Annotated in this window: 22 protein-coding genes; 14 read left to right on the forward strand and 8 right to left on the reverse strand. The window is 62.2% G+C overall.

What is annotated here, in order from left to right; translation table 11 throughout:
* The 6 genes from NKJ37_RS08945 to NKJ37_RS08970 all read left to right on the forward strand — a co-directional run bounded on the left by NKJ37_RS08945 (position 1) and on the right by NKJ37_RS08970 (position 6,471).
* Positions 1–882, forward strand: a complete 882-nt coding sequence (locus NKJ37_RS08945) for a cytochrome c oxidase assembly protein (RefSeq protein WP_352773703.1) — start codon at positions 1–3, stop codon at positions 880–882.
* A gap of 248 nt (positions 883–1,130) precedes the next feature.
* The gene (gene coxB / locus NKJ37_RS08950; protein WP_050592651.1) at positions 1,131–2,111 is read left to right on the forward strand and encodes a cytochrome c oxidase subunit II; all 981 of its coding nucleotides are present in this window, start codon (positions 1,131–1,133) and stop codon (positions 2,109–2,111) included.
* Entirely contained in the window at positions 2,108–4,048 is a 1,941-nt protein-coding gene (gene ctaD / locus NKJ37_RS08955; protein WP_050592652.1) for a cytochrome c oxidase subunit I, read from the forward strand. The genes coxB and ctaD overlap by 4 nt, the downstream gene beginning before the upstream one ends.
* Entirely contained in the window at positions 4,045–4,647 is a 603-nt protein-coding gene (locus NKJ37_RS08960) for a cytochrome c oxidase subunit 3 (RefSeq protein ID WP_023809500.1), read from the forward strand. Before ctaD ends, NKJ37_RS08960 begins: the two co-directional genes overlap by 4 nt.
* Position 4,648: 1 nt before the next feature.
* Positions 4,649–4,990 (forward strand): hypothetical protein, encoded by a 342-nt coding sequence (locus NKJ37_RS08965; RefSeq protein WP_352441943.1) that lies wholly within the window; start codon positions 4,649–4,651, stop codon positions 4,988–4,990.
* A gap of 236 nt (positions 4,991–5,226) precedes the next feature.
* A complete protein-coding gene (locus NKJ37_RS08970) occupies positions 5,227–6,471 on the forward strand; it encodes a c-type cytochrome (protein ID WP_352773705.1) in 1,245 nt (414 codons plus the stop codon).
* On the opposite strand, the gene NKJ37_RS08975 is transcribed toward NKJ37_RS08970, so the two are convergent.
* Positions 6,443–6,868, reverse strand: coding sequence for a c-type cytochrome (locus tag NKJ37_RS08975; protein WP_128303875.1), 426 nt, complete (start codon positions 6,866–6,868; stop codon positions 6,443–6,445). The two genes, NKJ37_RS08970 and NKJ37_RS08975, sit on opposite strands and share 29 nt — an antisense overlap.
* Here NKJ37_RS08975 and NKJ37_RS08980 point away from each other — a divergent pair.
* Positions 6,795–7,376 carry a hypothetical protein gene (locus NKJ37_RS08980; RefSeq protein ID WP_352773713.1) on the forward strand — a complete coding sequence of 194 codons (582 nt, stop codon included), beginning with the start codon at positions 6,795–6,797 and terminating at the stop codon, positions 7,374–7,376. The genes NKJ37_RS08975 and NKJ37_RS08980 overlap by 74 nt on opposite strands.
* 426 nt (positions 7,377–7,802) lie before the next feature.
* Here the strand turns inward: NKJ37_RS08980 and NKJ37_RS08985 are convergent, their stop codons facing one another.
* Positions 7,803–8,006: a CsbD family protein gene (locus NKJ37_RS08985; RefSeq protein WP_023809505.1), complete on the reverse strand. Its 204-nt coding sequence runs from the start codon at positions 8,004–8,006 to the stop codon at positions 7,803–7,805.
* 63 nt (positions 8,007–8,069) lie between these two features.
* Here NKJ37_RS08985 and NKJ37_RS08990 point away from each other — a divergent pair, with 63 nt between their 5' ends.
* A complete protein-coding gene (locus tag NKJ37_RS08990; protein ID WP_352610931.1) occupies positions 8,070–8,495 on the forward strand; it encodes a Rossmann-fold NAD(P)-binding domain-containing protein in 426 nt (141 codons plus the stop codon).
* 127 nt (positions 8,496–8,622) lie between these two features.
* Here NKJ37_RS08990 and NKJ37_RS08995 read toward each other — a convergent pair whose 3' ends face one another.
* The 6 genes from NKJ37_RS08995 to NKJ37_RS09020 form a co-directional block, all read right to left on the reverse strand.
* The gene (locus tag NKJ37_RS08995; protein WP_023809507.1) at positions 8,623–9,351 is read right to left on the reverse strand and encodes an ABC transporter ATP-binding protein; all 729 of its coding nucleotides are present in this window, start codon (positions 9,349–9,351) and stop codon (positions 8,623–8,625) included.
* Positions 9,351–10,115 carry an ABC transporter ATP-binding protein gene (locus NKJ37_RS09000; RefSeq protein ID WP_352753467.1) on the reverse strand — a complete coding sequence of 255 codons (765 nt, stop codon included), beginning with the start codon at positions 10,113–10,115 and terminating at the stop codon, positions 9,351–9,353. Before NKJ37_RS09000 ends, NKJ37_RS08995 begins: the two co-directional genes overlap by 1 nt.
* Positions 10,116–10,117: 2 nt before the next feature.
* On the reverse strand, positions 10,118–11,077 hold the full coding sequence (locus tag NKJ37_RS09005) for a branched-chain amino acid ABC transporter permease (RefSeq protein WP_245273097.1): 960 nt from the start codon (positions 11,075–11,077) through the stop codon (positions 10,118–10,120).
* Entirely contained in the window at positions 11,077–11,988 is a 912-nt protein-coding gene (locus NKJ37_RS09010) for a branched-chain amino acid ABC transporter permease (RefSeq protein ID WP_023809510.1), read from the reverse strand. Before NKJ37_RS09010 ends, NKJ37_RS09005 begins: the two co-directional genes overlap by 1 nt.
* A 118-nt stretch (positions 11,989–12,106) precedes the next feature.
* Complete coding sequence (locus NKJ37_RS09015) at positions 12,107–13,225, reverse strand: branched-chain amino acid ABC transporter substrate-binding protein (protein ID WP_245273099.1); 1,119 nt, start codon at positions 13,223–13,225, stop codon at positions 12,107–12,109.
* 147 nt (positions 13,226–13,372) lie between these two features.
* Complete coding sequence (locus NKJ37_RS09020; protein ID WP_023809512.1) at positions 13,373–14,008, reverse strand: RraA family protein; 636 nt, start codon at positions 14,006–14,008, stop codon at positions 13,373–13,375.
* A gap of 238 nt (positions 14,009–14,246) precedes the next feature.
* On the opposite strand from NKJ37_RS09020, the gene NKJ37_RS09025 reads away from it, so the two are divergent.
* The 6 genes from NKJ37_RS09025 to NKJ37_RS09050 are packed head-to-tail and all read left to right on the forward strand — an operon-like array spanning position 14,247 to position 19,967.
* The gene (locus NKJ37_RS09025; protein WP_023809514.1) at positions 14,247–15,023 is read left to right on the forward strand and encodes an SDR family NAD(P)-dependent oxidoreductase; all 777 of its coding nucleotides are present in this window, start codon (positions 14,247–14,249) and stop codon (positions 15,021–15,023) included.
* Between the two features lie 6 nt (positions 15,024–15,029).
* Complete coding sequence (pxpB, locus tag NKJ37_RS09030; RefSeq protein WP_352441939.1) at positions 15,030–15,692, forward strand: 5-oxoprolinase subunit PxpB; 663 nt, start codon at positions 15,030–15,032, stop codon at positions 15,690–15,692.
* Complete coding sequence (locus NKJ37_RS09035; RefSeq protein WP_023809516.1) at positions 15,689–16,669, forward strand: 5-oxoprolinase subunit C family protein; 981 nt, start codon at positions 15,689–15,691, stop codon at positions 16,667–16,669. Before pxpB ends, NKJ37_RS09035 begins: the two co-directional genes overlap by 4 nt.
* A complete protein-coding gene (locus NKJ37_RS09040) occupies positions 16,666–17,829 on the forward strand; it encodes an epoxide hydrolase family protein (RefSeq protein ID WP_023809517.1) in 1,164 nt (387 codons plus the stop codon). The genes NKJ37_RS09035 and NKJ37_RS09040 overlap by 4 nt, the downstream gene beginning before the upstream one ends.
* A 38-nt stretch (positions 17,830–17,867) precedes the next feature.
* Positions 17,868–18,899 (forward strand): Ldh family oxidoreductase, encoded by a 1,032-nt coding sequence (locus NKJ37_RS09045; protein WP_023809518.1) that lies wholly within the window; start codon positions 17,868–17,870, stop codon positions 18,897–18,899.
* A gap of 42 nt (positions 18,900–18,941) precedes the next feature.
* Positions 18,942–19,967, forward strand: a complete 1,026-nt coding sequence (locus NKJ37_RS09050; protein WP_023809519.1) for a proline racemase family protein — start codon at positions 18,942–18,944, stop codon at positions 19,965–19,967.
* Positions 19,968–20,095: the final 128 nt, after the last annotated feature.

Raw genomic sequence — 20,095 nt, forward strand, 5'->3', positions numbered from 1 at the left:
ATGAGCTTCGACGCGCTTTTTTCGACCTCCATCTGCTACGGTAACGGCGCTCCGCAGGCCGGTTGGACTCTGGCGCTCCCCATCACATTGCCACTGGCGGCAATCCTTTTGCTGTATGTTGCCGGCGCCAACCGACTGTGGCGACGGAGCGGACGCGGACGTCGCTTGCGATCACGGCAGGCCTTCCAGTTTGCTGCCGGCTGGGCCGTCCTGGCGTTCGCCCTTGTAAGCCCGATCCATGCGTTGGGCGAACATGTGTTTGCGGCGCACATGATCGAGCATGAATTGCTGATGGTGGTCGCAGCGCCTCTGCTGGTTACCTCCCGCCCGACAGCGGCGATGATGTGGGCACTGCCGGTACAACTGCGCCAGATATTCGGAGCGGCCGGACATGCAAATACGCTTCGGGCGATCTGGGCGTTCATCAGCCGCCCTGTGGTCGCGACCGTCCTGCACGGAGCCGCGATATGGATTTGGCATCTCCCGGCGCTGTTCGAGGCTGCCCTCCAGCAGGGTTTCCTGCACTATGCCCAGCACGCGAGCTTCCTCGGCACCGGGCTTTTGTTCTGGTGGGTGCTGCTGCCTCGCCCTTGCCGCGAGCACGCTCGCGGCAATGCGGTGATGCATCTCTTCTTCACCTCGCTCCACACCGGGCTGCTCGGGGCTTTGCTCGTTGTCTCGCCAAAGCTGTGGTATCCGGCCAACGCCGTCGGCTCGGATCTGTGGGGGCTCAGCCCGCTCGAGGACCAGCAACTTGCAGGCTTGATCATGTGGATTCCCGCTGGCCTGATCTATGGCGGAGCCGCACTGCTCTTGGTCGCTTTCTGGATTCAAACGAGCAGTCGGCGGCATCAGGCTCCCCAGGAGTTGCGCATCGTCTAACCCGCACCGCTTCACGTCGGTTTTCGCCGGGGCGGTGTTGCCAAGCATCCTTTTTCAGTCAGCTGCGTTATGGCCTTGGCAACGATGGTGGATCCTTCATGGCGAGGTGCATGAGTCCGTTGGCCGGCTCTCGCAGGCGGACACGACCGCGAATGTCGCTTGCCTTTACATGTCCAACGCAAATCCTGACTGACATTGTTCCGGGAAAGGCCGCGCAACAGCGTTTGAGGTGGGTCAGCGCAGCGCCGATGTTGGTATTGGCAGGATGCGGCGATCGGCAGTCGGCCCTCCATGCACACGGTGCGAACGCCCGGAGAATCCTTGATCTGATCTGGTCTTTCAGCGCAGTCGCGGTGGCCACGTGGCTGCTTGTCATGCTGGTCTTGGCGGCAGCGCTTTTGCATCGCCGCCTGTCCGAGACAACGCGCTCGCCGCTCGAGATCGATTCACATCAGGAGCGCCGATTTACCCGCGCTGTCGGCAGCGCCATTGCGTTGACCGTTCTGGTGCTCGTCATGATGACGATAGCGAGTTTTTTCGCCGGCAAATCCATTGCTTCGCTGAGCGGAACGGAAACGCTTGCCGTGCGGATCACGGGGCACCAATGGTGGTGGGAGGTCCGGTATGCCGGTAATGATCCCTCGCAATCGATCGTCACGGCAAATGAAATCCATGTCCCGGTTGGCGAACCGGTCAAGGTCGAACTCGATTCGCTCGATGTCATTCATAGCTTCTGGGTGCCGAACCTTGCCGGTAAGCGCGATCTCATTCCGGGCCGGCTAAGCCAGCTTACCCTCATCGCCGATAAGCCCGGCATCTATCGTGGCCAGTGTGCCGAATTCTGCGGCTATCAGCACGCCCATATGGCCATCACCGTCATCGCGGAAAGCCGCGAAGCGTTCGAAGCATGGCAATCCAGGCAAAACGCCGTCGCATCGGCGCCTGGCGGCGAGGAAGAACGCCGCGGCCAACAGGCATTTCTTTCCACCGGCTGTGCGCTCTGCCATACGATAAGAGGCACGCCTGCCAGCGGAACGGTCGGACCTGATCTTACCCATCTCGCCAGCCGACGTGCACTGGCCGCGGATACGCTGGCCATGACCCCTGGCGCACTCGCCGCCTGGATTGCCGATCCACAGTCGATAAAGCCTGGCGCCAAGATGCCGCGCATTGCCCTTAGCGCCGACGATCTCAACGCGGTCGTCACCTATCTCGGAAGCCTCGAATGAGCGGCATTGCGGGAAAGCCGGCCGAGCATACCGAGCAGGGCTTGAAAGGCATCCGTGACACCGGCCTCGAAGAGGTGAGACTGCGCGCTTTTCTGGCGCATGCCTGGCGAACGCCGAAAGGCTTCTACGGCTGGCTGGTCACGGTCGATCACAAGCTGATCGGACGGCGCTATATCGTGACGGCTTTCCTGTTTCTCATCCTTGCGGGTCTATCAGCGCTCGCCATGCGTTTCCAGCTTGCCCAGCCTGAGGCCGGCCACATCGGCCCCGATCTCTACAACCAGCTGTTCACCATGCATGGCACGACGATGATGTTTCTGTTCGCCGTGCCGGTGATGGAAGCTTTCGCCATTTACCTGGTGCCGCTGATGATCGGCACTCGCAATGTCGCCTTTCCGCGGCTCAATGCATTCAGCTACTGGGTCTATCTTTCCGGCGGGCTGATGATCTGGATCGCCTTTGCCTTCGAAACCGGTGCGGATGCCGGCTGGTTTTCCTACGTACCGCTCGCCGGACCCGAATATGGCATCGGCAAGCGCCCCGATTTTTGGGCGCAGATGGTGACCTACACTGAAGTGTCCGCGCTCGCGGTAGCGGTCGAGATCATCGCGACAGTGTTCAAACAACGTGCTCCCGGCATGTCGCTCGACCGCATCCCGCTCTATGTCTGGTCCGTCCTCGTTACGGCTTTCGTCATCCTGTTCGCCATGCCGGCCGTGATGGTCTCGAGTACAATGCTGATCCTGGACCGCCTGGTCGGCACGAAATTTTTCGATCCCGCAGCAGGCGGCGATGCACTGCTGTGGCAGCATCTGTTCTGGTTCTTCGGCCATCCCGAGGTCTACATAATCTTCATTCCGGCGACCGGCTTCGTCTCCGCGATCCTGCCGACCTTCGTTCGCCGCCCGATCTTCGGCTATCTCGGCATCGTCCTGTCGTTGATCTCGATCGGTTTTCTTTCCTTCGGCCTGTGGGTGCACCACATGTTCGCTACCGGCCTGCCGCAGCTCGGCGAAAGCTTCTTTACCGCTTCCTCGATGATGATCGCCATTCCGAGCGGCATTCAGATCTTCTGCTGGATTGCGACGATCTGGGGCGGCCGGCCGATCTTCGCCACGCCCATGCTTTTCGTGCTCGGCTTCATCTTCACCTTTGTGATCGGCGGCCTGACCGGGGTCATGGTCGCCTCGGTGCCGCTCGACCTGCAGGTGCACGACACCTATTTCGTGGTTGCCCATTTCCACTATGTGCTGGTCGGGGGCGCCGTCTTCCCCCTGCTCGGCGCCGTTTATTACTGGTTTCCCAAGATCACCGGACGCATGCTGTCGGAGAGGCTCGGCCGCTGGAATTTCTGGCTCGTCTTCCTCGGGTTCAATCTCACCTTCTTCCCCATGCATATTCTCGGTCTGCAAGGCATGCCGCGCCGCGTTTATACGTATCCGCCGGCGAGCGGCTGGGGCGAGATGAACCTCCTCATCAGCCTCTCTTCACTGGTGGTGTTCGCCGGCTTTGCGCTTTTCTTCCTGAACCTCCTGCTCAGCCTTCGCAACGGCCGCATTGCCGGAGACAATCCCTGGGGCGCGAGCACGCTCGAATGGGCGACGACGTCGCCGCCGCCCTCCTACGATTTTTCGCGGCTGCCCGTGGTAACTCACCGCGAACCGCTTTGGGCCGAGCCCGATACGCTTCCCGTGGTCGAGGGTCTGCGTGTCGACGCACGCGAGGTGCTCGCCGGCACGGTCGCCGATGCGGTGCCGCAACTAAGGGTGCCATCGGCTGACAACTCGATCTGGCCGCTGCTGTCGGCCATTGCGGTGGGCGGCGCATTTCTCGGTTCGATATACACGCCATGGGCGGTGGTCTGGGGAGCGATCCCGGTTTCGATCGGCTTCATCTGTTGGTTCTGGCCGAAAGGCGAGCCGGAGGACGAGGAATGAGGCACCGTCCCGTCGCCGACGTCAGCCACCTGCCCACATATGATTTCGGGTCGGCGAGCCCGATGTGGTGGGGAACCCTTGCCTTCATTGCTCTCGAGGCAACAGGTTTTGCCTTGGCGATAGGCACCTACTTCTATCTGGCTGTGCTGGCCCGGCATTGGCCCATCGGAGCCCCGGCGCCAGATTTGCTGCCGGGCACGGCAGCGTTGATTATTCTGGTTGCGAGCGTCGTGCCCAACCACCTGATCGAGTTTTGGGCGCGTCGCCAGGACCTCGCGAAAGTTCGCCTTGGCATGGTCGTCATGTCGATCGTCGGGATTCTTCCGCTGATCGTTCGCATCTGGGAATTTCCGGCTCTGCGGATTTCCTGGGATCAGAACGCTTACGGATCGATCGTGTGGTTCCTGCTTGGACTGCATACGACGCATCTTCTTACCGATGTCGGCGACACGATCGTCCTGGCGGTTCTCATGTTCACGCAAAAAGGCAAGGCGGGCCGCCGCTTCAGCGACGTCTCGGACAATGCGTTCTACTGGGACTTCGTCGTCGTCTCATGGGTCGTGCTCTATCTTGTTATTTATTGGGCTCCGAGGATGTGAGATGCAGGCGATCCGTACCGGCGTTTCCTGGGCAGGCCTGGTCAGCGGGCCAGTTGCGTGGGCAATAGCCCTGCAGCTCGATTACTCCATTGCATCCTGGCAGTGCCATGCCGGCTTTCGTCCCACTGCCTTGTTCTCATTGATAGGCGCCGCTGTCGCCCTGGCAGGCACGCTGCTGTCGTGGCACGCCGTTCATGACCGCGGACATGGTACGATCCCGCCCCGGAGGGCGCGCACGCGTGCGTTCCTTGCCAGGACTTCGGTGGGCGTCGGGGCGCTGTTCACGCTCATCTTGCTGGCGCAAGTGGTGGCAGGGCTGATCTTCAGCGGGTGCGAACTGTGACGACGCCAAAGACGCGGAGATTGGCCATCCACCGCCGGTACGCGCTTTGGCCTGCCACGGGCATTCCATTCCCACCCGTCATTTCTCGGGCGGTCGTACTCGTCTTGTCGTCGTTGGCGCTTTGCACCGAGCTGCGGGCGAGCGAAATCCAGAGGGGTGAATATCTCACGCGAGCGGCCGACTGCATCGGCTGCCACACGTCCAATCCGAGCCGCCCCTTCGCTGGAGGCTATCGCGTGCCGACACCGTTCGGCGATGTATACTCGACCAACATCACACCAGATCTCGAAACGGGCATCGGACGCTATTCCGCGGACGAGTTCGTGCGAGCCGTCAAGAAAGGTATCAGGCGCGACGGAGCCGATCTCTACCCCGCCATGCCCTATGACAGCTTCGCCGCAATGAGCCGCGAGGACGTGCTTGCAATTCGGGCCTATATCCTTGCGCAGCCGCCGATTTCCCAGCCGCGGCCGCGAAACATTCTGCCTTTTCCATTCAACCAGCGCTGGACGGTTGCGCTGTGGAAGCTCGCGAATCTCCAAACCGGCAGTTTCACGCCTGATCGGAGCCGGACCGCCGCATGGAACAGGGGAGCCTACCTTGTCGAGGTGCTCGGCCACTGCGGTGCCTGCCACACGCCAAGGAATGCGACGTTCGGCATGGATGAAGACCACAAGCTTGCCGGCGGCACCGCCGGCATCTGGCACGCCTTCAACATCACCAGCGACAAGATCGCAGGCGTCGGCGGCTGGAGCAACGAAGAGCTGTCTCGATTTCTCAAAACCGGCGCCGTGCCCGGGAAGGCCTACGCGGGCGGGCCGATGGCGGAAACGGTCATGAACAGCCTGCAGCATCTTTCCGACGACGACATCCAGGCTATTGTCGCCTATCTCAGGGACGTGCCCACCCAACCGGGAGACGAGAAGCAGCCGCGTTTCTCATGGGGTAACGCGGCCGCCGCCGCGGCCGACGGCGATGCTGGAACCGAGGGGATGACGCAAGGCAGCGGGACCGCAACCGGCGATGATCTCTATCGATCGCTCTGTTCGACGTGCCATGGGGCGAACGGAGGCGGATCGCCCGACGGATACTATCCGTCCTTGACCCGCAACAGCACCCCCGGCGCGGCCACGCCCGAGGATGTCGTCATGACCATCCTTGAAGGCGTCAAAGCTGGTGACGTGGCCGGGCGTCAATCGATGGCGGCCTTCGGCGGCTGGCTGGACGATGGCCAGGTGGCAGCTCTTGCAAATTACGTCACCGCGCGGTTCGGAAATCCCGACCTCAGCGTCACCGCGGCCGATGTACGCCAGATGCGAGCAGGAACGACAACCAGCCAGACAATCATGATTCTGGCGGCTCAATCACTTGTAGCGGGCGCCGCCGTGTTGATGCTTGGCCTGCTGCTTTTGCTGGCAAGACGCCTGCGCCGTGGGGCGACTTCAGCGCGCCTCATGTTCGCGCATAGAGATAGGCGGTAATGTCGCGCGCCTCTTGAAGCGACAGATTTGTATTGGGCATGGCCGCCTTCGGGTCTACATCCCGCGCCCTGCTGATCCAGCGCATCATCGCATCCGGGGTGGCTCGCGACGCCCCGATATATCCTCTTTCGACGACGCCTTGCAGGGACGGACCGACGGTGCCATGGGCGCCGGGTACCCCCGGGATTTCGTGACATCCGCCACAGCCGTGGCGGATCATTGCCGGGACGGCCCGGTCAGGGTCGCCACCGATGGCCTGTGCAATGGTGGTTTCCCGGAGATTGTCGCCGCGGACCAAGTTGACGGCGCAAACTACCGGAATAATGACGATTGCCGCGGATACGCCTGCCACCCAGGGCAGCGCGGATGGCATCAGCCTGACGGGTTGTCGGCTCATCCGCGCATGCCATCGCAGTCGCAAAACGCGGCCCGATCGCAGCCCCAGGGAAAGGAGCAATGTCCGGCAGCGCTCCGAGGCACCAATCTATTTGTTGCAGTTCTGCACATTCGACGTTGTCGTGCCGGAGGCGGTGTTTGTGTCGGTATCATTGCCCGCGGCGTCCTTGCAGCGGTCGCTCATGCCGTTCGGGGTGGTTGTCGAATTTGTTGCGTTCGGGTCAACGGGGGTTGTCGAAGTACCGGAACCGGAACCGGCGGTACCATTGGCATCATTCGTGGTTCCGGGCGTCGTGCCCGAACCGCTGTTGGAGCTTGAACCGTTCGACTGCGCCATTGCCGATGTGGCCAATGTGAGCGCGAGCACAGCGGTGGAGCGAAGTTTGACAATCATGGTGGATCTCCTGGTTGTGTACCGCCACCAAACCAATCCTTTGCTGATAGTTCCCGGCGAAATCGTGTTCAGCGAAATTCCTGTGAAACGGTTTCAGGCTAACGCAGACTGTTAGCCGCGCGACGGCAGTCGGTATAAGCGCCGCTTGTTGCGCCGTCCGGCCGCGGAAGCAGCGCCAGCCGCATATCCTCGCCAAACACATCGTCGCTCACTGGTGGCCGCTGCAAGCGCCCTCAAACGCCCGATCATCCCTGGATCGTGCAGGAAACAGCTCAATCATCGCAACGAAAATCACACCAACGGGCCGAACACGAATGTAGCAAGCAGAACAAGGAAAATCACAGCGATAACTGCGACCGCCCACATGACAATCCTTCTTGTCCCCCGTTGCTCTTGCTTGCGAGAGATATCTTCTGACACAGTACGAAATCCTTGCTGCAAAATTCAACTGACGATAAGGCTCGGCGCCTGCATGGCCCGGACCTGCCGAATTGGCACCCGGGCCGCGTCTTGGAGTTGGCCGCAGCCGGGGCTCACACGCCTACCAGCCCTGCCGACCGTACCAGTCATCGATATCGCGCCGCACACGGTCCTTTTCGAGGCCGTAACGCTCCTGGATCTTGCCTTCGAGTTGATCGCGCTTGCCGGCGATGCGGTCAAGGTCATCATCCGTGAGTTTACCCCACTGCTCCTTGACCTTGCCTTTCACCTGTTTCCAGTTTCCTTCCACGCGGTTCCAGTCCATGACACCGTTCTCCTTCGGTTTGAAAACGTCTAACCTCGGAGAGCAAACGCAAATCAACGACGGATGTTCCTGGAACTCGACAGCAAGGCGCTTGTCTTGCTCTCACAGGCCGCGATCCATTCCTTTACGCTCAGTCTGCGTCATCAATTGAGGTCGAGCGGAATTCGGGTGGTGGAGATGGCTCCGCCAATTGTCGATACCGGTCTCGTTGGCAGCACCCGCAGCGGAGGAACAGCCAACCGTATGATGGTCAGTCCGGACGAATTCGCCACCGAGGCGCTGCGCATTCGAAGCGGACAAGGACGAGGTGCTTGTCGGTATTTTGGCCCATACGCGCCGGATGGGCGAAGCTTTGTTCGAGCGGATGAACAATCACTCCTGAGCCATTATGGGATCGCCGTCGCGGTTGCGGCAATCCGCTGGTTTCCGTGCGTCCCTCGAGGTTTTGTCAGCTATGTCCCCGGGGTCGGAACACAGACTGGATGGTAGGCCCGGAAGGTCAACGTTTCTACAGAATCAACTCGTTGTGGCTGATCCCACTCCTGCAAGGCGGGCAAATCATGGACTGGAGCGGCGGCCTCATTCTGTAAAATCCGGGCGTTGGCAGCTTTGCCAGCTAAGCAGCGACGCCACCTAAATAGGCGCTGATAACCGCTTCATTGCTCGCGAGATCGCTGCCTGGTCCCTCAAGAACAACGCGTCCGGCCTTGAGAACGTAGCCGTAGTCGGCGAATTTCAAGGCGACTTTGCTATTCTGCTCCACAAGCAGAATGGTCACGCCTTCACGATTGAGGCGCTGCACGATGTTCATGACTTCCTTGATCAGTTGCGGCGCCAGACCCATGGAAGGCTCATCGAGCAACAGCACCTTGGGCGCGGCCATGAGGGCTCTGCCGATCGCCAGCATCTGCTGCTCGCCTCCCGAGAGGTTCCTTGCATCGCCATTCTGTCTGCGCGCCAGGATGGGGAAGAGCTCAAAAACATGATCCAGCCGCCGCCGGCGCTCGACGTCGTCGGCAAGCGTGAACGAGCCCAGGTCGAGGTTCTCCCTGATCGTCATGTCGCCGAAAATACGCCTTCCCTCCGGGACGTGGACGAGCCCGCGATGCGGCAGGCGATGGGCAGGGACTTTGGTTATGTCCTCGCCCAGGAAGCGGACACATCCGGAGGATGCGGCAACAAGGCCGGACAGCGTGCGCAGGGTGGTGCTCTTGCCCGCACCATTCGCGCCAAGCAGGGCGACGATCTGGCCGCGCTTGACCGAAAGGCTGACACCATGAAGGGCTTCGATGCCGTCATAGCGTGCGACGATGCGGTCCGCGGAAAGAACGATTTCGGCGTCCATCAGTCCTCCGTACCGAGATAGGCTTCGATGACCCTGGGGTCTTTTCGCACGGCCTCCGGCGGTCCGTCGGCGATCTTCTGCCCATAGTCGAACACCACGATCTTCTCCGACACCTGCATGACCAGGCCCATATCGTGCTCGATCAGCAGGACGGTGACACCGGTTTCGTCACGGATGCGGCGGATCAGGTGAGCAAGGTCCAGCTTCTCGCGCTCGTTCAGGCCGGCGGCGGGCTCGTCCAGCAGGATGAGCTCGGGCGCCGACGCCAGGGCTCTTGCGAGTTCGAGCCGCCGTTGATCGCCATAGGAAAGACCACCGGCACGGCGATGCGCATGCTGCTCGATGCCGACAAAATCGAGCCAGCGCATGCCAGCCGCGCGGATCGTCTCCTCCTCGCGCCGCTGTGCCGGCAAGTGCAGGATCGCCGACATGATGCCGTGGCGGCTGCGGCAATGCTGGCCGGACATGGCGTTTTCCAGAACGGTCATTTCCTTGAACAGCCGGATGTTCTGGAACGTGCGGGCGAGGCCGAGCGCGGTGATGCGATGCGGCGGCAAGCCGGTGATTGGCCGGCCGCCCAGACTGATCGAGCCGCCCTTCGGCTTGTAGAAGCCGGTCAGGCAATTGAAGAGTGATGTCTTGCCGGCCCCGTTCGGCCCGATAAGACTGTTGATGGCGCCTTTCTCAACCGAGAACGAAATGTCGTGAAGGACTTTCAGTCCTCCGAAACTGAGACGCAGGTCGCGGACTTCCAGCAGCGCCATGGTCAAACTCGCTTGTCCGGCCACAGCCCGTTCGGCCTGAAGAGCATGATTGCCAGCAGCGCAACCGCGGTCACCAGGGGACGATAGGTTCCCGCGCCGCGCAGCACCTCCGGAAGCAGGGCCACGAGAACAGCACCAAGGACGACGCCGGGAATGCGGCCCATGCCGCCCAGGACGACGCCGAGAAGGATGAGCAGCGATTGGTTGAAGGTGAAACTCTCCGGCGAGATGGCCGTCATCTTGGCTGCGTAGAGGCATCCGGCCACGGAAGCGATCACAGCGCCCATCATATAGGCTTGCAGCTTGGCCGTGACACGGTTGATGCCGATGCCAGCGGCGGCGTCCTCATCGTAGCGAACGTAGAACCAGGCTCGTCCCATTCGCGATCGCTCGACGCTCAGACAGACGAAGGCGGTGAGAAGCGCAAGCACCAGGAACGCATAGTAGAAGTGCTGCACCTGCATCAGCCTGAAGCCGAATATCTCCGGGCGCTCGATGCCGATGAGTCCGCTCGCGCCACCGGTGATGTCGAGGTTGCGGGCGATGATGCGCACGATTTCGCCGAAGCCCAGCGTCACGATCGCCAGATAGTCGCTGCGCAATCTCAATGTCGGAGCCCCGATGATGATGCCGGCCACGCAGGCGGCGACCATGGCGACCGGGATGGTAAGCCAGAAATTGAACCCGAATTCCGCGGTCAGGATGCCTGATGTGTAGGCGCCGACCGCGAAGAAGGCGGCGTAGCCGAGATCGAGCAGGCCTGCATAGCCGACGACAACGTTGAGGCCGAGGCACAGAACGACATAGAGCAGCGCCGTGGTTGCCACCTCCGTCACATAGGCGTTGGCGAATTGCGGCAACACCAGCGCGCAGGTGAGCGCCGCCAGGCCGGGCAGCACGACGGACCAGCGCATCAATTGCGGTTGCCCGGCGGTCGGCATGGTTCTCACTTCGTCGGTCATCACACCCGCTCCACGACAGAGCGTCCAAGAAGGCCGGTCGGCTTGAACACAAGGAACAGGATCAGGGTCCCGAACACGAAGACGTCACGCCACTCCGAGCCGACGAAGGGCAAGGACGAACCGAAAGCTTCGAGCAGGCCGAGCAGCAATCCGCCGAGCATGGCGCCCGGCACGCTGCCGATCCCACCTATGACCGCGGCGGTGAAGGCCTTGAGCCCCATGATGAAGCCCATGAAGAAATGGACACTGCCATAATAGGCGCCGGCCATGACCCCGCCGCCGGCAGCGAGCGCCGAGCCCATGAAGAAGGTCAAGGCGATCACCCGGTCGACATCGATGCCCATCAGGCGGCTCGCCCCCATGTCGATGGACACGGCGCGCATCGCCTTGCCGTACATGGTGCGTGAGACAAAGGCCTGCATGCCGGCCATAAGAGCGATGGAGGCGGCCACCAGCACCATCTGCGTGTAGGTGATGTGAACGGTGGAAATATCCACGCCGGCAAAACCGAGGTCCGTGTTGAAGGCGTAATGCCGCCCGCCTGTCAGGGCGAGTGCCGTGCCGTTCAGCACCATCGACGCGCCGAGCGCCGTGATGAGGATGGAGAGGCGCGGCGCATTGCGCATCGGCCTGTAGGCGAAGCGTTCGATGATGACGCCGAGCAAGCCGACAGCCAGCATCGACACAAGCAGGGCGCAGACCACGCCCAGCCAGCCATTGCCGACCCATATGCCGACGAAGGAGAACACGATGAGGCCGACGAAGGCGCCGTTCATGTAGATGTCGCCATGGGCGAAATTCAGGAGCTTGATGACGCCGAAGACCATGCTGTAGCCAAGCGCGATCAGGGCATAGAACGAGCCGACGATAAGACCGTTCACCAGTTGCTGAATAAGCAGGTCGAGCGTCATTGATGCTCCAGGGCAGAATTGAAAAAGTCTTGTCTGAGCGCAGCGTCGGCACACCAGACAATCGGCGGTGACGCCGAGGCCGCCACAAGGCCTGCCTCGGCGTCAATCCGGTTGGCCTTTATTCGGCTACCCACTTGCCGCCCTTGGCGATCACCGGGCGGAAATTCGAGGTCTGGAGCGTGTTCTTGTCGGTGAACTTGATTTCACCAGCAAGGCCCTTGAAGTCGCTCGCCTTGAGCGCCTCGATGATCGCTTTCTGATCCGCCGACTTGGCCCGCGTGATCGCATCGACGATCAGGTCGCCCACATCGTGGGAGAGCGCCGCATAGGCGCCGGCGTCGCGGCCATAGGTTTCCTTGTACTTGGCCTTGAAGTCGGCGGCGCCGGACAAGAGGTCGACAGTCGGGGGAGACAACAGGTACACGCCCTCACCGGCCGACCCGGCGATCTCCAGATATTCCGGTGAATTGTTGCCGTCGCCCAGCACAATGCCGCCCTGGAACCCGGCCTGCCGGAGCTGCTTGGTGAGCAGGGCGCCACCGGCATGATATGCGGTCCAGAAGACAGCGTCGGCGCCGCTCGATTTGATCTTGGTGACGACCGCCGAATAGTCCTGCTCGCCGGCCGTGGTGGTCTCCTTGGCGGCAATTTCGCCGCCTGCGCTCTTGAAGGCTTCGGCGGTCAGCTTGGCCAAGTCGGACGAATAGGCATCGCCTTCGTCCACGACCGCGATCTTCTTGTAGCCGTTCTTCTTGAAGAGCTCGACGGCTGTCGTCGCCTGCATGTCACCGGTTGAATTGGCTAGGAAGGCATTGCCCTGATTGGCGGCGACCAGCTTGGTCGAGTTCGCTCCGATGATGACGAATGGAATGCCGGCGTCACCATAGATCTTCAATGTCGGCAAGACGGCGCCCGAGCAGTAGCCGCCGACGATGGCGGTCACGCCTTCCGAGACAAGCTTGCTGCCTGCGGTCACCGCCTGCTGCGGATCGCAGGCGTCGTCGGCGGTAGTGGTGATGATCTTGTCGCCGTTGACGCCGCCTTTGGCGTTGACGGCATCGATCGCCATCTTCACGGCGTTCTCCATATCCTGCCCCTCACTGGCCAGTTGGCCAGTCATGGGGGCCACAATGCCGATCTTGATGTCGGCAGCCGCGGCCATCGTGGTCATAGCCAGCCCGGCAAGGGCGGTGGCACAAGCAAGCCTCTTGGCAAGCCTCTTGAAGGAAACAACCATTAATTCTCTCCATTTCCCCTGTTGGCGCATCCAGGCGGCGTGCCCGAAATGCATTGTTTCGCCCCTCGGTTAGCTGCGGAGCGGTTATGTTGAGCAAGATCGCTAGCCGGCCACGCGATTTGTCACCCGCAGGCTCTGATCCGCCGATCAGTGACTGCCGCCGGCAGCCCGGGCATAGGCTCCCTGGTAGCGGTTCTCCCGGATGCTCTGCATGATCTCGGCCTCACGCGCTTCTTGCGCCCTGACGGCGGCCAGCAAAGCCGCGGCATCTTCGATTGGAAATGCCACGACGCCATCCTCGTCACCCACGACGATGTCGCCGGGACCGACGACCATGCCGCCTATGCAGACGGGAACATTTATGGCTCCCGGACCATCCTTGTAAGGTCCGAGATGGATGGCCGACCGTGCGAAGCATGGAAACGGATTGCGGCCGATGGCACCGGCATCGCGAATGGCGCCGTCGATGACAATGCCTGCGGCGCCGCGCGACGCCGCGACACTTGTCATGATCTCGCCGACCAGCGCGCGTCCTTCATACCCGCCGCCATCGACGACGATGACGTCTCCGGGCTGCAACAGATCGAGCGCACGATGGATGAACTGGTTGTCGCCGGGGCGGGTCCTGACCGTCAGCGCCCTCCCCGCCATGACGCCGCCCACCCGGTGAAATGGCCGCAACCCGACAGCCCCGGGGACACGGGCGAGATTGTCGCTGATCAACGGCGTCGCCAGAGCGCGGAACGCGTCGATCAGTTCGCTTTCCTGTGATCCATCCGCCATCGTCTGCACTCCCCGTCGTCGGCACCTTTATGAATATAGTATCCAATCACAATTAATTCAGTGGAGTCAACCGGCTTGCAATGGTCGGCAGAAAAAAGCCAAAGCAGCCCATAAACGCCGCCACTCGGGCAAACATGACCGCAAAGGCCCACCCGTCCGGGCTTGCAATGGCGGCAAAGTTCAAGATAGATTGGATAACATATCCATAAAAGCCATGATTGTAAAAAGGGAATTGGCTGTGAAGCATGCAGGAAAAGTCGTGATCGTTACCGGGGCGGCACAAGGCCTGGGCCTTGCCTGCGCCGAGCGCTTTCATGCCGATGGCGCCAAGGTTGTGCTTGTCGACGTGCAGGCCGATCGCGGGCGCGAGCATGCCGAACGTCTTGGTGAGCGTGCCGCCTGGCTATCGGCGGATCTCTCCGAATGCACGCAGGAAATGGCAGCCGATGTTGTTGCCAAGGCCACAGAGCGATTCGGCGGTGTCGACGTCCTCATCAACAATGCCGGCATCATCCATCTGGACGATTTCGTCGACTTCCCCGAGGAAGCCTTCGACCTGGTTCAGCGCGTCAATCTCAAGGCGCCCTTCCTTCTCGGGCAGGCCGCGGCAAGGGCCATGATCGCGCAGGGACGCGGCGGCTCGATCATCAACATGTCGTCGATCAACGCCATCCTGGCCATTCCCAATTCCGTCGCCTATGCCGTGTCCAAGGGTGGCATCAAGCAATTGACGGCGGTGATGGCCGTCGGATTGATCCCGCATAACATCCGCGTCAACGCCATCGGCCCCGGCACCATCCTGACCGACATGGTCAAGAGTTCGGTCATGGCCAGCGAAGCGCAGCGCCAGACCATCCTGTCGCGCACGCCGAGCGGCCGCTGTGGCGAACCTTCGGAGATCGCCAGCGTCGCATCCTTCCTGGCCAGCGACGACGCTTCCTACATCGTCGGCCAGACCATCTATCCGGATGGCGGTCGCCTGATCCTGAACTATACGGTGCCGGTGAAGGACTGACCGCCCATGGTTGTCGGTACGCCTCACATCAGTCTTGCGGGATCGGGCGCGCTGCTGCTCGATGGCGTGCAGGGGGCTTTCAGCGATGCCACCCAGGAACTGGTCTGGGCGGTGGCGAATGCCGCGCTGCGCCTAGAGGGGGTGCGCGAGGCCGTTCCCGGCATGAACAACCTGCTGGTGGTGTTTGACCCACTCGCTACGGACGCCCACAGCGTCACGGGTCAGCTGATGTCGCTCTGGGCTTGCACCGATGCCCACGCGGTGACCGGCACGCATCATACCATTCCCGTCAGTTATGGCGGCGCGCGCGGCGAGGATCTCGCCGGCTGGGCCGCACATTGCGGCATGTCTGTCGACGAGACCGTCAGCCGCCACGCGGCGGCCACCTACACCGTCGCCGCCATCGGCGCCATGCCGGGCTTTCCCTATCTGTCCGGTCTCGACCCGCTGCTTGCCTGGGCAAGGCGCAGCACGCCTCGCCTCAAAGTCACTGAGGGCGCCGTCATCATTGGTGGCGCGCAGGCGGGTATCATGCCGATGACTGCGCCTTCCGGATGGCACATAATCGGCCATACCGACGTGAAGCTGTTCAAGGCCGAAGCGGAATTGCCCGTGCTGCTCAGGCCCGGAGACAAAATCCGATTCGCAATCGCAGAGATCGAGGCATGATCGAGATCCTCACCACCGGCTTGCCGAACACGGTCCAGGATCTCGGCCGGCCCGGTCATCTGGCGCTGGGGGTCAGCCATGGCGGCGCCATGGACAGGCAGGCGCTGGCGATCGCCAATCTCATGCTGGGCAATGACCCCTCGGCTGCCGGGATCGAGGTCGCGCTTCATCCGTTCCGGCTGCGCGTGCATATCGACACCGCCGTCGCCATCACCGGCGCGGATTGCGCCGTCAGCGTCGGCGATCGGCCCTGTCCACCCTGGTGGGCCATGACGATCCGCGCCGGCGAGACCCTAGTCCTCGAAACCCCGCGCATCGGTGCTCGTTCCTACATCGCCTTTGCCGGCGGGCTCGATCTGCCGTCCGTCATGGGGTCGCGCGCGACGGATGTGAAAGGCGGTTTCGGCGGTTTCGCCGGACGCGGTCTGTCCCGCGGTGACCGGCTTGCGCTCAACCCTGCGCAATGCCGCCTTCCCGCGGGCGGCATCGGCGCAGCGCTGGAAGAGCGGCGAGGCGCGGCGGACGGCTTGGCCTCGGCAATCGAATTGCGGGTTTTGCCGGCCGCCGAGTTCGACGCCTTCAGGCCGGAGGCCCAGGCGGCTTTCACCGGCAGCGAATGGAGCATCACCAACGACGCCAACCGTATGGGATATCGCCTTGCCGGGGCGACGCTTTCCCTCCTCTCGCCGCTGGAATTGCTGTCCCACGGCATCGTGCCGGGAACTGTTCAAGTGCCGCCGTCCGGCCAGCCGATCATCCAACTTGCCGATGCCAACACCTGCGGCGGCTATCCGAAGATCGCCACGGTGATCGAAGCCGATTTCTGGCGGCTGGCGCAAGCGCCGGTCGGCGCTCGCCTACGTTTCTTGCCGGTCTCGATCGAAGCGTCGACAGAAGCGCTTCGCGCGAACCGGCAGCAAAGTCACGACTTTATCGCCGCCCGAAACCTTATGGCCGGCGAGCAGAGGGCTCCATGAAAATTCGCCCCTTCACCATCGAGATTGCCCAGTCTGAAATCGACGATTTGAAGAAGCGCATCTCGATCTGGCGCGAGCCGGACCAGTTGCAGGCAATAGGCTGGACGCAGGGAACGGAGCACGAGCAACTGCGCCGACTAATGCAACACTGGCGCACTGGCTTCGATTGGCGCAAGCAGGAAGCCGCCTGGAACATCCATCCGCACTACCAGACGGATATCGGCGGCGAAACCCTCCATTTCATCCATGCGCGCGCCGCTGTCGCAACCGGCAGAACGGTCATACTCACCCATGGCTGGCCAGGCAGCGTCTTCGAATTTCATGAGTTGATCCCGCTTCTGACCGACCCGCTTTCGCATGGCGGAAGACAGGAGGACGCCTTCAACGTCGTGGTCCCCTCGATTCCCGGCTATGGCTTTTCAAGCCGACCGACCAGGCCTGGTCTCAACCTGTTCACCGTCGCCGACCTTTGGGCCGAGTTGATGAGCCGTCTCGGCTACAAACGATATCTCGCGCAAGGTGGCGATCTGGGCGCCGGCGTGTCGACCTGCCTGGCGCACGCGCATCCAGACAGTCTCGCCGGGGTGCATCTGAACTTCATCCCCGGCTCATACTCACCTCCTCACGATCCAGGCCCGGATGGCGACCTAAGCTTGGAAGAACGCGCCTTCCTGGAACGGAAAGCCGAATGGGCGGATATTCATGGCGCCTATGCTCATATTCAAGCGACGCGCCCGCAAACGCTTGCCTATGGGCTGACGGATTCGCCGGTCGGACTGGCAGCGTGGATGATCGAGAAGTTCCGCGACTGGAGCGATTGCGATGGCGATCTGCCCAACGCCGCATTTTCGCGCGACGACATGCTCGCCAACATCTCGCTTTACTGGTTCACCCGGACCGTCGCTTCGTCGATGCGACTCTATTGGGAAACGCGCGCCCGTCCGCTTGCATTCGCGTCCGGCACAGCGATCAACGTCCCGCTTGCAGTGGCTTTGTTCCCCAAAGAGCTGCCGATGCCGCCCAGGAGTTGGGTCGAGCGCGTCTTCAAGGACATCCGCCAGTGGACAGCGATGCCGCGCGGTGGTCATTTCGCAGCCCTCGAGCAGCCCGCTTTGCTTGCACAGAATATAAGAGCCTTTGCCGGCGGTCTGGATTTTTAAAGGCAGCGTTTGCGCGCAGCCAAACCCGAAGGCCAGAAATGAACAATACCGCCCTCACCATCGATGCCTTGCATAAGCGCGTCGATGCAATTTTCCGCAAGGCCGGACTGAACCCCATCCAGGCCAGCGCCATCACACGGGTCATCGTCGCGGCGGAGCGCGATGCCTGCAAATCGCATGGTATCTACCGGATCGAAGGCGCGCTGCGAACGATCAAGGCAGGGAAGGTAAACCCAGACGCGGTGCCCGAACTGTTGCCGCAAGACGCTCCCGCCATTGTGAAAGTGGATGCGAAGCACGGCTTCGCCAACCCGGCCTTCGAACTGGGCCTGCCGGTGCTGGTCGAGCGGGCACGCTCCTGCGGCATCGCCGCGCTAGCGATCAACGATGCCGTGCATTTTTCCGCCCTTTGGGTGGAAGTCGAAGCCTTGACCCAGGCAGGCCTTGCCGGCCTGGCCATGTGCCCGAGCTATGCCACCGTCGCTCCGACCGGTGGCAACGGACCGTTGCTGGGCACCAATCCTTTTGCCTTTGGCTGGCCGCGTAAAGAGCAGCCTCCCTACGTTTTCGACTTCGCGACCTCGGTTGCCGCGCGCGGCGAGATCGAGCTCCACCGCCGGGCAGGCAAGAAGCTGCCGGAAGGCTGGGCCATGGATTCGGACGGCAGGCCAACGACCGATCCCGAAGCTGCCCTGGCGGGCGCCATGCTTCCCTTCGGCGGGCACAAAGGCTCCGCCATCGCGACGATGATCGAACTGCTCGCCGGGATCATGATCGGCGACCTGACCAGCCCCGGGGCGCTCGAGCTGCTTGGCACCACGACGCTTTATCCGTCGCACGGAGAGTTGGTCATCGCTTTCTCGCCGAAAGCCTTCGCCGCCGGCCGGCCCGGCAATCCGCTGGGCCGTGCTGAAGCGCTGTTCGAGGCGATCTTGGGCCAAGGTGCGCGCCTACCCTCGCAAAGGCGGTTCCTAGCCCGCGAGACGTCGGAGCGCGACGGTATCGTCCTCTCGCACCAGGAAATGGAACAACTCGATCGTTTTCTCGAACGGGGGCTCGACACGGTCTGAATCGGTATCGCCAGGGCCAAGATCAATCACTGGAGGAGAAAAATGCGCTGGACGAAAACATTCACGGTCGTCGGCTGCCATGCCGAGGGCGAAGTCGGCAATGTGATCACCGGAGGCGTCAAGGACGTTCCGGGCAAGACCATGTTCGAAAAGAAGGAGTATCTCGAAGCGCATATGGACGACATTCGTGGGCTGCTCTTGTTCGAGCCGCGCGGTGCGCCCTACGTCAACGGCAACATCATCCTGCCGCCTTGCGATCCCTCGGCGGATCTCGGTTACGTCATAATTGAAAGCACCGAATACCCGCCCATGTCGGGCTCCAACACCATCTGCGTCGCCACCGTGGCGCTGGAAACGGGCATGGTGCCGATGAAGGAACCCGAGACGCGGCTGCGCATGGAGGCGCCGGCCGGCATGATCGAGGTGCGCTGCCTCTGCGAGAACGGCAAGGTGAAGCAGGTGGAGTTCACCAATGTGCCGGCTTTCGCGTTCCACCTCGACACACCTGTCGAAGTCGAGGGGCTCGGCACGATCACCGTCGACACCTCCTATGGCGGCATGACTTTCGCCCATGTGAACGCGCGCGCACTGGGCTTTTCCATAACACCCGACGAGGCACACCAGATGTCGCTGATGGGCCAACGTATCAAGAAGGCGGCCAACGAACAGCTCGTTGTCGTGCATCCGGAGAACGCTAAGATCCGCGACGTGTCCAACGTGATTTTCGAAGGCCCGATCAAGCGCGTCGACGGTCGCGTGGAAAGCGTCAACGGCACGGTGTGTCTGCATGGCAGGCTCGACCGCTCGCCTACGGGCACCGGCACCACCGGGCGGCTGGCGGTGATGTCGGCAAAGGGGCAGATCGCCAAGGGAGAGCTGTTCCGCAACAAGTCGATCATCGGGACCCATTTCGATTCCCGGGTGATCGCCAATGCGCGCGTCGGCGATCGCGACGCTGTCGTGGTCACCATTGCCGGGCAGGCCTGGATTACCAGCATTGGCCAGTACGGCCTCGACCCGACAGACCCTTATCCACGAGGGCATCGCCTCAGCGACGTCTGGTTCTGAAACGGACGCGGGGGGGGGGGGGGGGGGGGGACCGCGGCCCGGCGGGGGGGGGGGAGGATCGGACGGGGGAGCAGGCACCCACAAGCACACCATCAGGCGGCCCAACAACGGCGCGGGGGGGGAGGCGG

The organism is Mesorhizobium sp. M0140 (assembly GCF_040322475.1).
Classification (GTDB): Bacteria; Pseudomonadota; Alphaproteobacteria; order Rhizobiales; family Rhizobiaceae; genus Mesorhizobium.

Bases quoted from the DNA above. Each gene is read 5' to 3' on its own strand.
- NKJ37_RS08945 (WP_352773703.1), top strand. From the start codon at position 1: ATGAGCTTCGACGCGCTTTTTTCGACCTCCATCTGCTACGGTAACGGC.
- coxB (WP_050592651.1), top strand. From the start codon at position 1,131: ATGTTGGTATTGGCAGGATGCGGCGATCGGCAGTCGGCCCTCCATGCA.
- ctaD (WP_050592652.1), top strand. From the start codon at position 2,108: ATGAGCGGCATTGCGGGAAAGCCGGCCGAGCATACCGAGCAGGGCTTG.
- NKJ37_RS08960 (WP_023809500.1), top strand. From the start codon at position 4,045: ATGAGGCACCGTCCCGTCGCCGACGTCAGCCACCTGCCCACATATGAT.
- NKJ37_RS08965 (WP_352441943.1), top strand. From the start codon at position 4,649: ATGCAGGCGATCCGTACCGGCGTTTCCTGGGCAGGCCTGGTCAGCGGG.
- NKJ37_RS08980 (WP_352773713.1), top strand. From the start codon at position 6,795: ATGACGATTGCCGCGGATACGCCTGCCACCCAGGGCAGCGCGGATGGC.
- NKJ37_RS08975 (WP_128303875.1), bottom strand. From the start codon at position 6,868: ATGAGCCGACAACCCGTCAGGCTGATGCCATCCGCGCTGCCCTGGGTG.
- NKJ37_RS08985 (WP_023809505.1), bottom strand. From the start codon at position 8,006: ATGGACTGGAACCGCGTGGAAGGAAACTGGAAACAGGTGAAAGGCAAG.
- NKJ37_RS08990 (WP_352610931.1), top strand. From the start codon at position 8,070: ATGTTCCTGGAACTCGACAGCAAGGCGCTTGTCTTGCTCTCACAGGCC.
- NKJ37_RS08995 (WP_023809507.1), bottom strand. From the start codon at position 9,351: ATGGACGCCGAAATCGTTCTTTCCGCGGACCGCATCGTCGCACGCTAT.
- NKJ37_RS09000 (WP_352753467.1), bottom strand. From the start codon at position 10,115: ATGGCGCTGCTGGAAGTCCGCGACCTGCGTCTCAGTTTCGGAGGACTG.
- NKJ37_RS09005 (WP_245273097.1), bottom strand. From the start codon at position 11,077: ATGACCGACGAAGTGAGAACCATGCCGACCGCCGGGCAACCGCAATTG.
- NKJ37_RS09010 (WP_023809510.1), bottom strand. From the start codon at position 11,988: ATGACGCTCGACCTGCTTATTCAGCAACTGGTGAACGGTCTTATCGTC.
- NKJ37_RS09015 (WP_245273099.1), bottom strand. From the start codon at position 13,225: ATGGTTGTTTCCTTCAAGAGGCTTGCCAAGAGGCTTGCTTGTGCCACC.
- NKJ37_RS09020 (WP_023809512.1), bottom strand. From the start codon at position 14,008: ATGGCGGATGGATCACAGGAAAGCGAACTGATCGACGCGTTCCGCGCT.
- pxpB (WP_352441939.1), top strand. From the start codon at position 15,030: ATGGTTGTCGGTACGCCTCACATCAGTCTTGCGGGATCGGGCGCGCTG.
- NKJ37_RS09035 (WP_023809516.1), top strand. From the start codon at position 15,689: ATGATCGAGATCCTCACCACCGGCTTGCCGAACACGGTCCAGGATCTC.
- NKJ37_RS09040 (WP_023809517.1), top strand. From the start codon at position 16,666: ATGAAAATTCGCCCCTTCACCATCGAGATTGCCCAGTCTGAAATCGAC.
- NKJ37_RS09045 (WP_023809518.1), top strand. From the start codon at position 17,868: ATGAACAATACCGCCCTCACCATCGATGCCTTGCATAAGCGCGTCGAT.
- NKJ37_RS09050 (WP_023809519.1), top strand. From the start codon at position 18,942: ATGCGCTGGACGAAAACATTCACGGTCGTCGGCTGCCATGCCGAGGGC.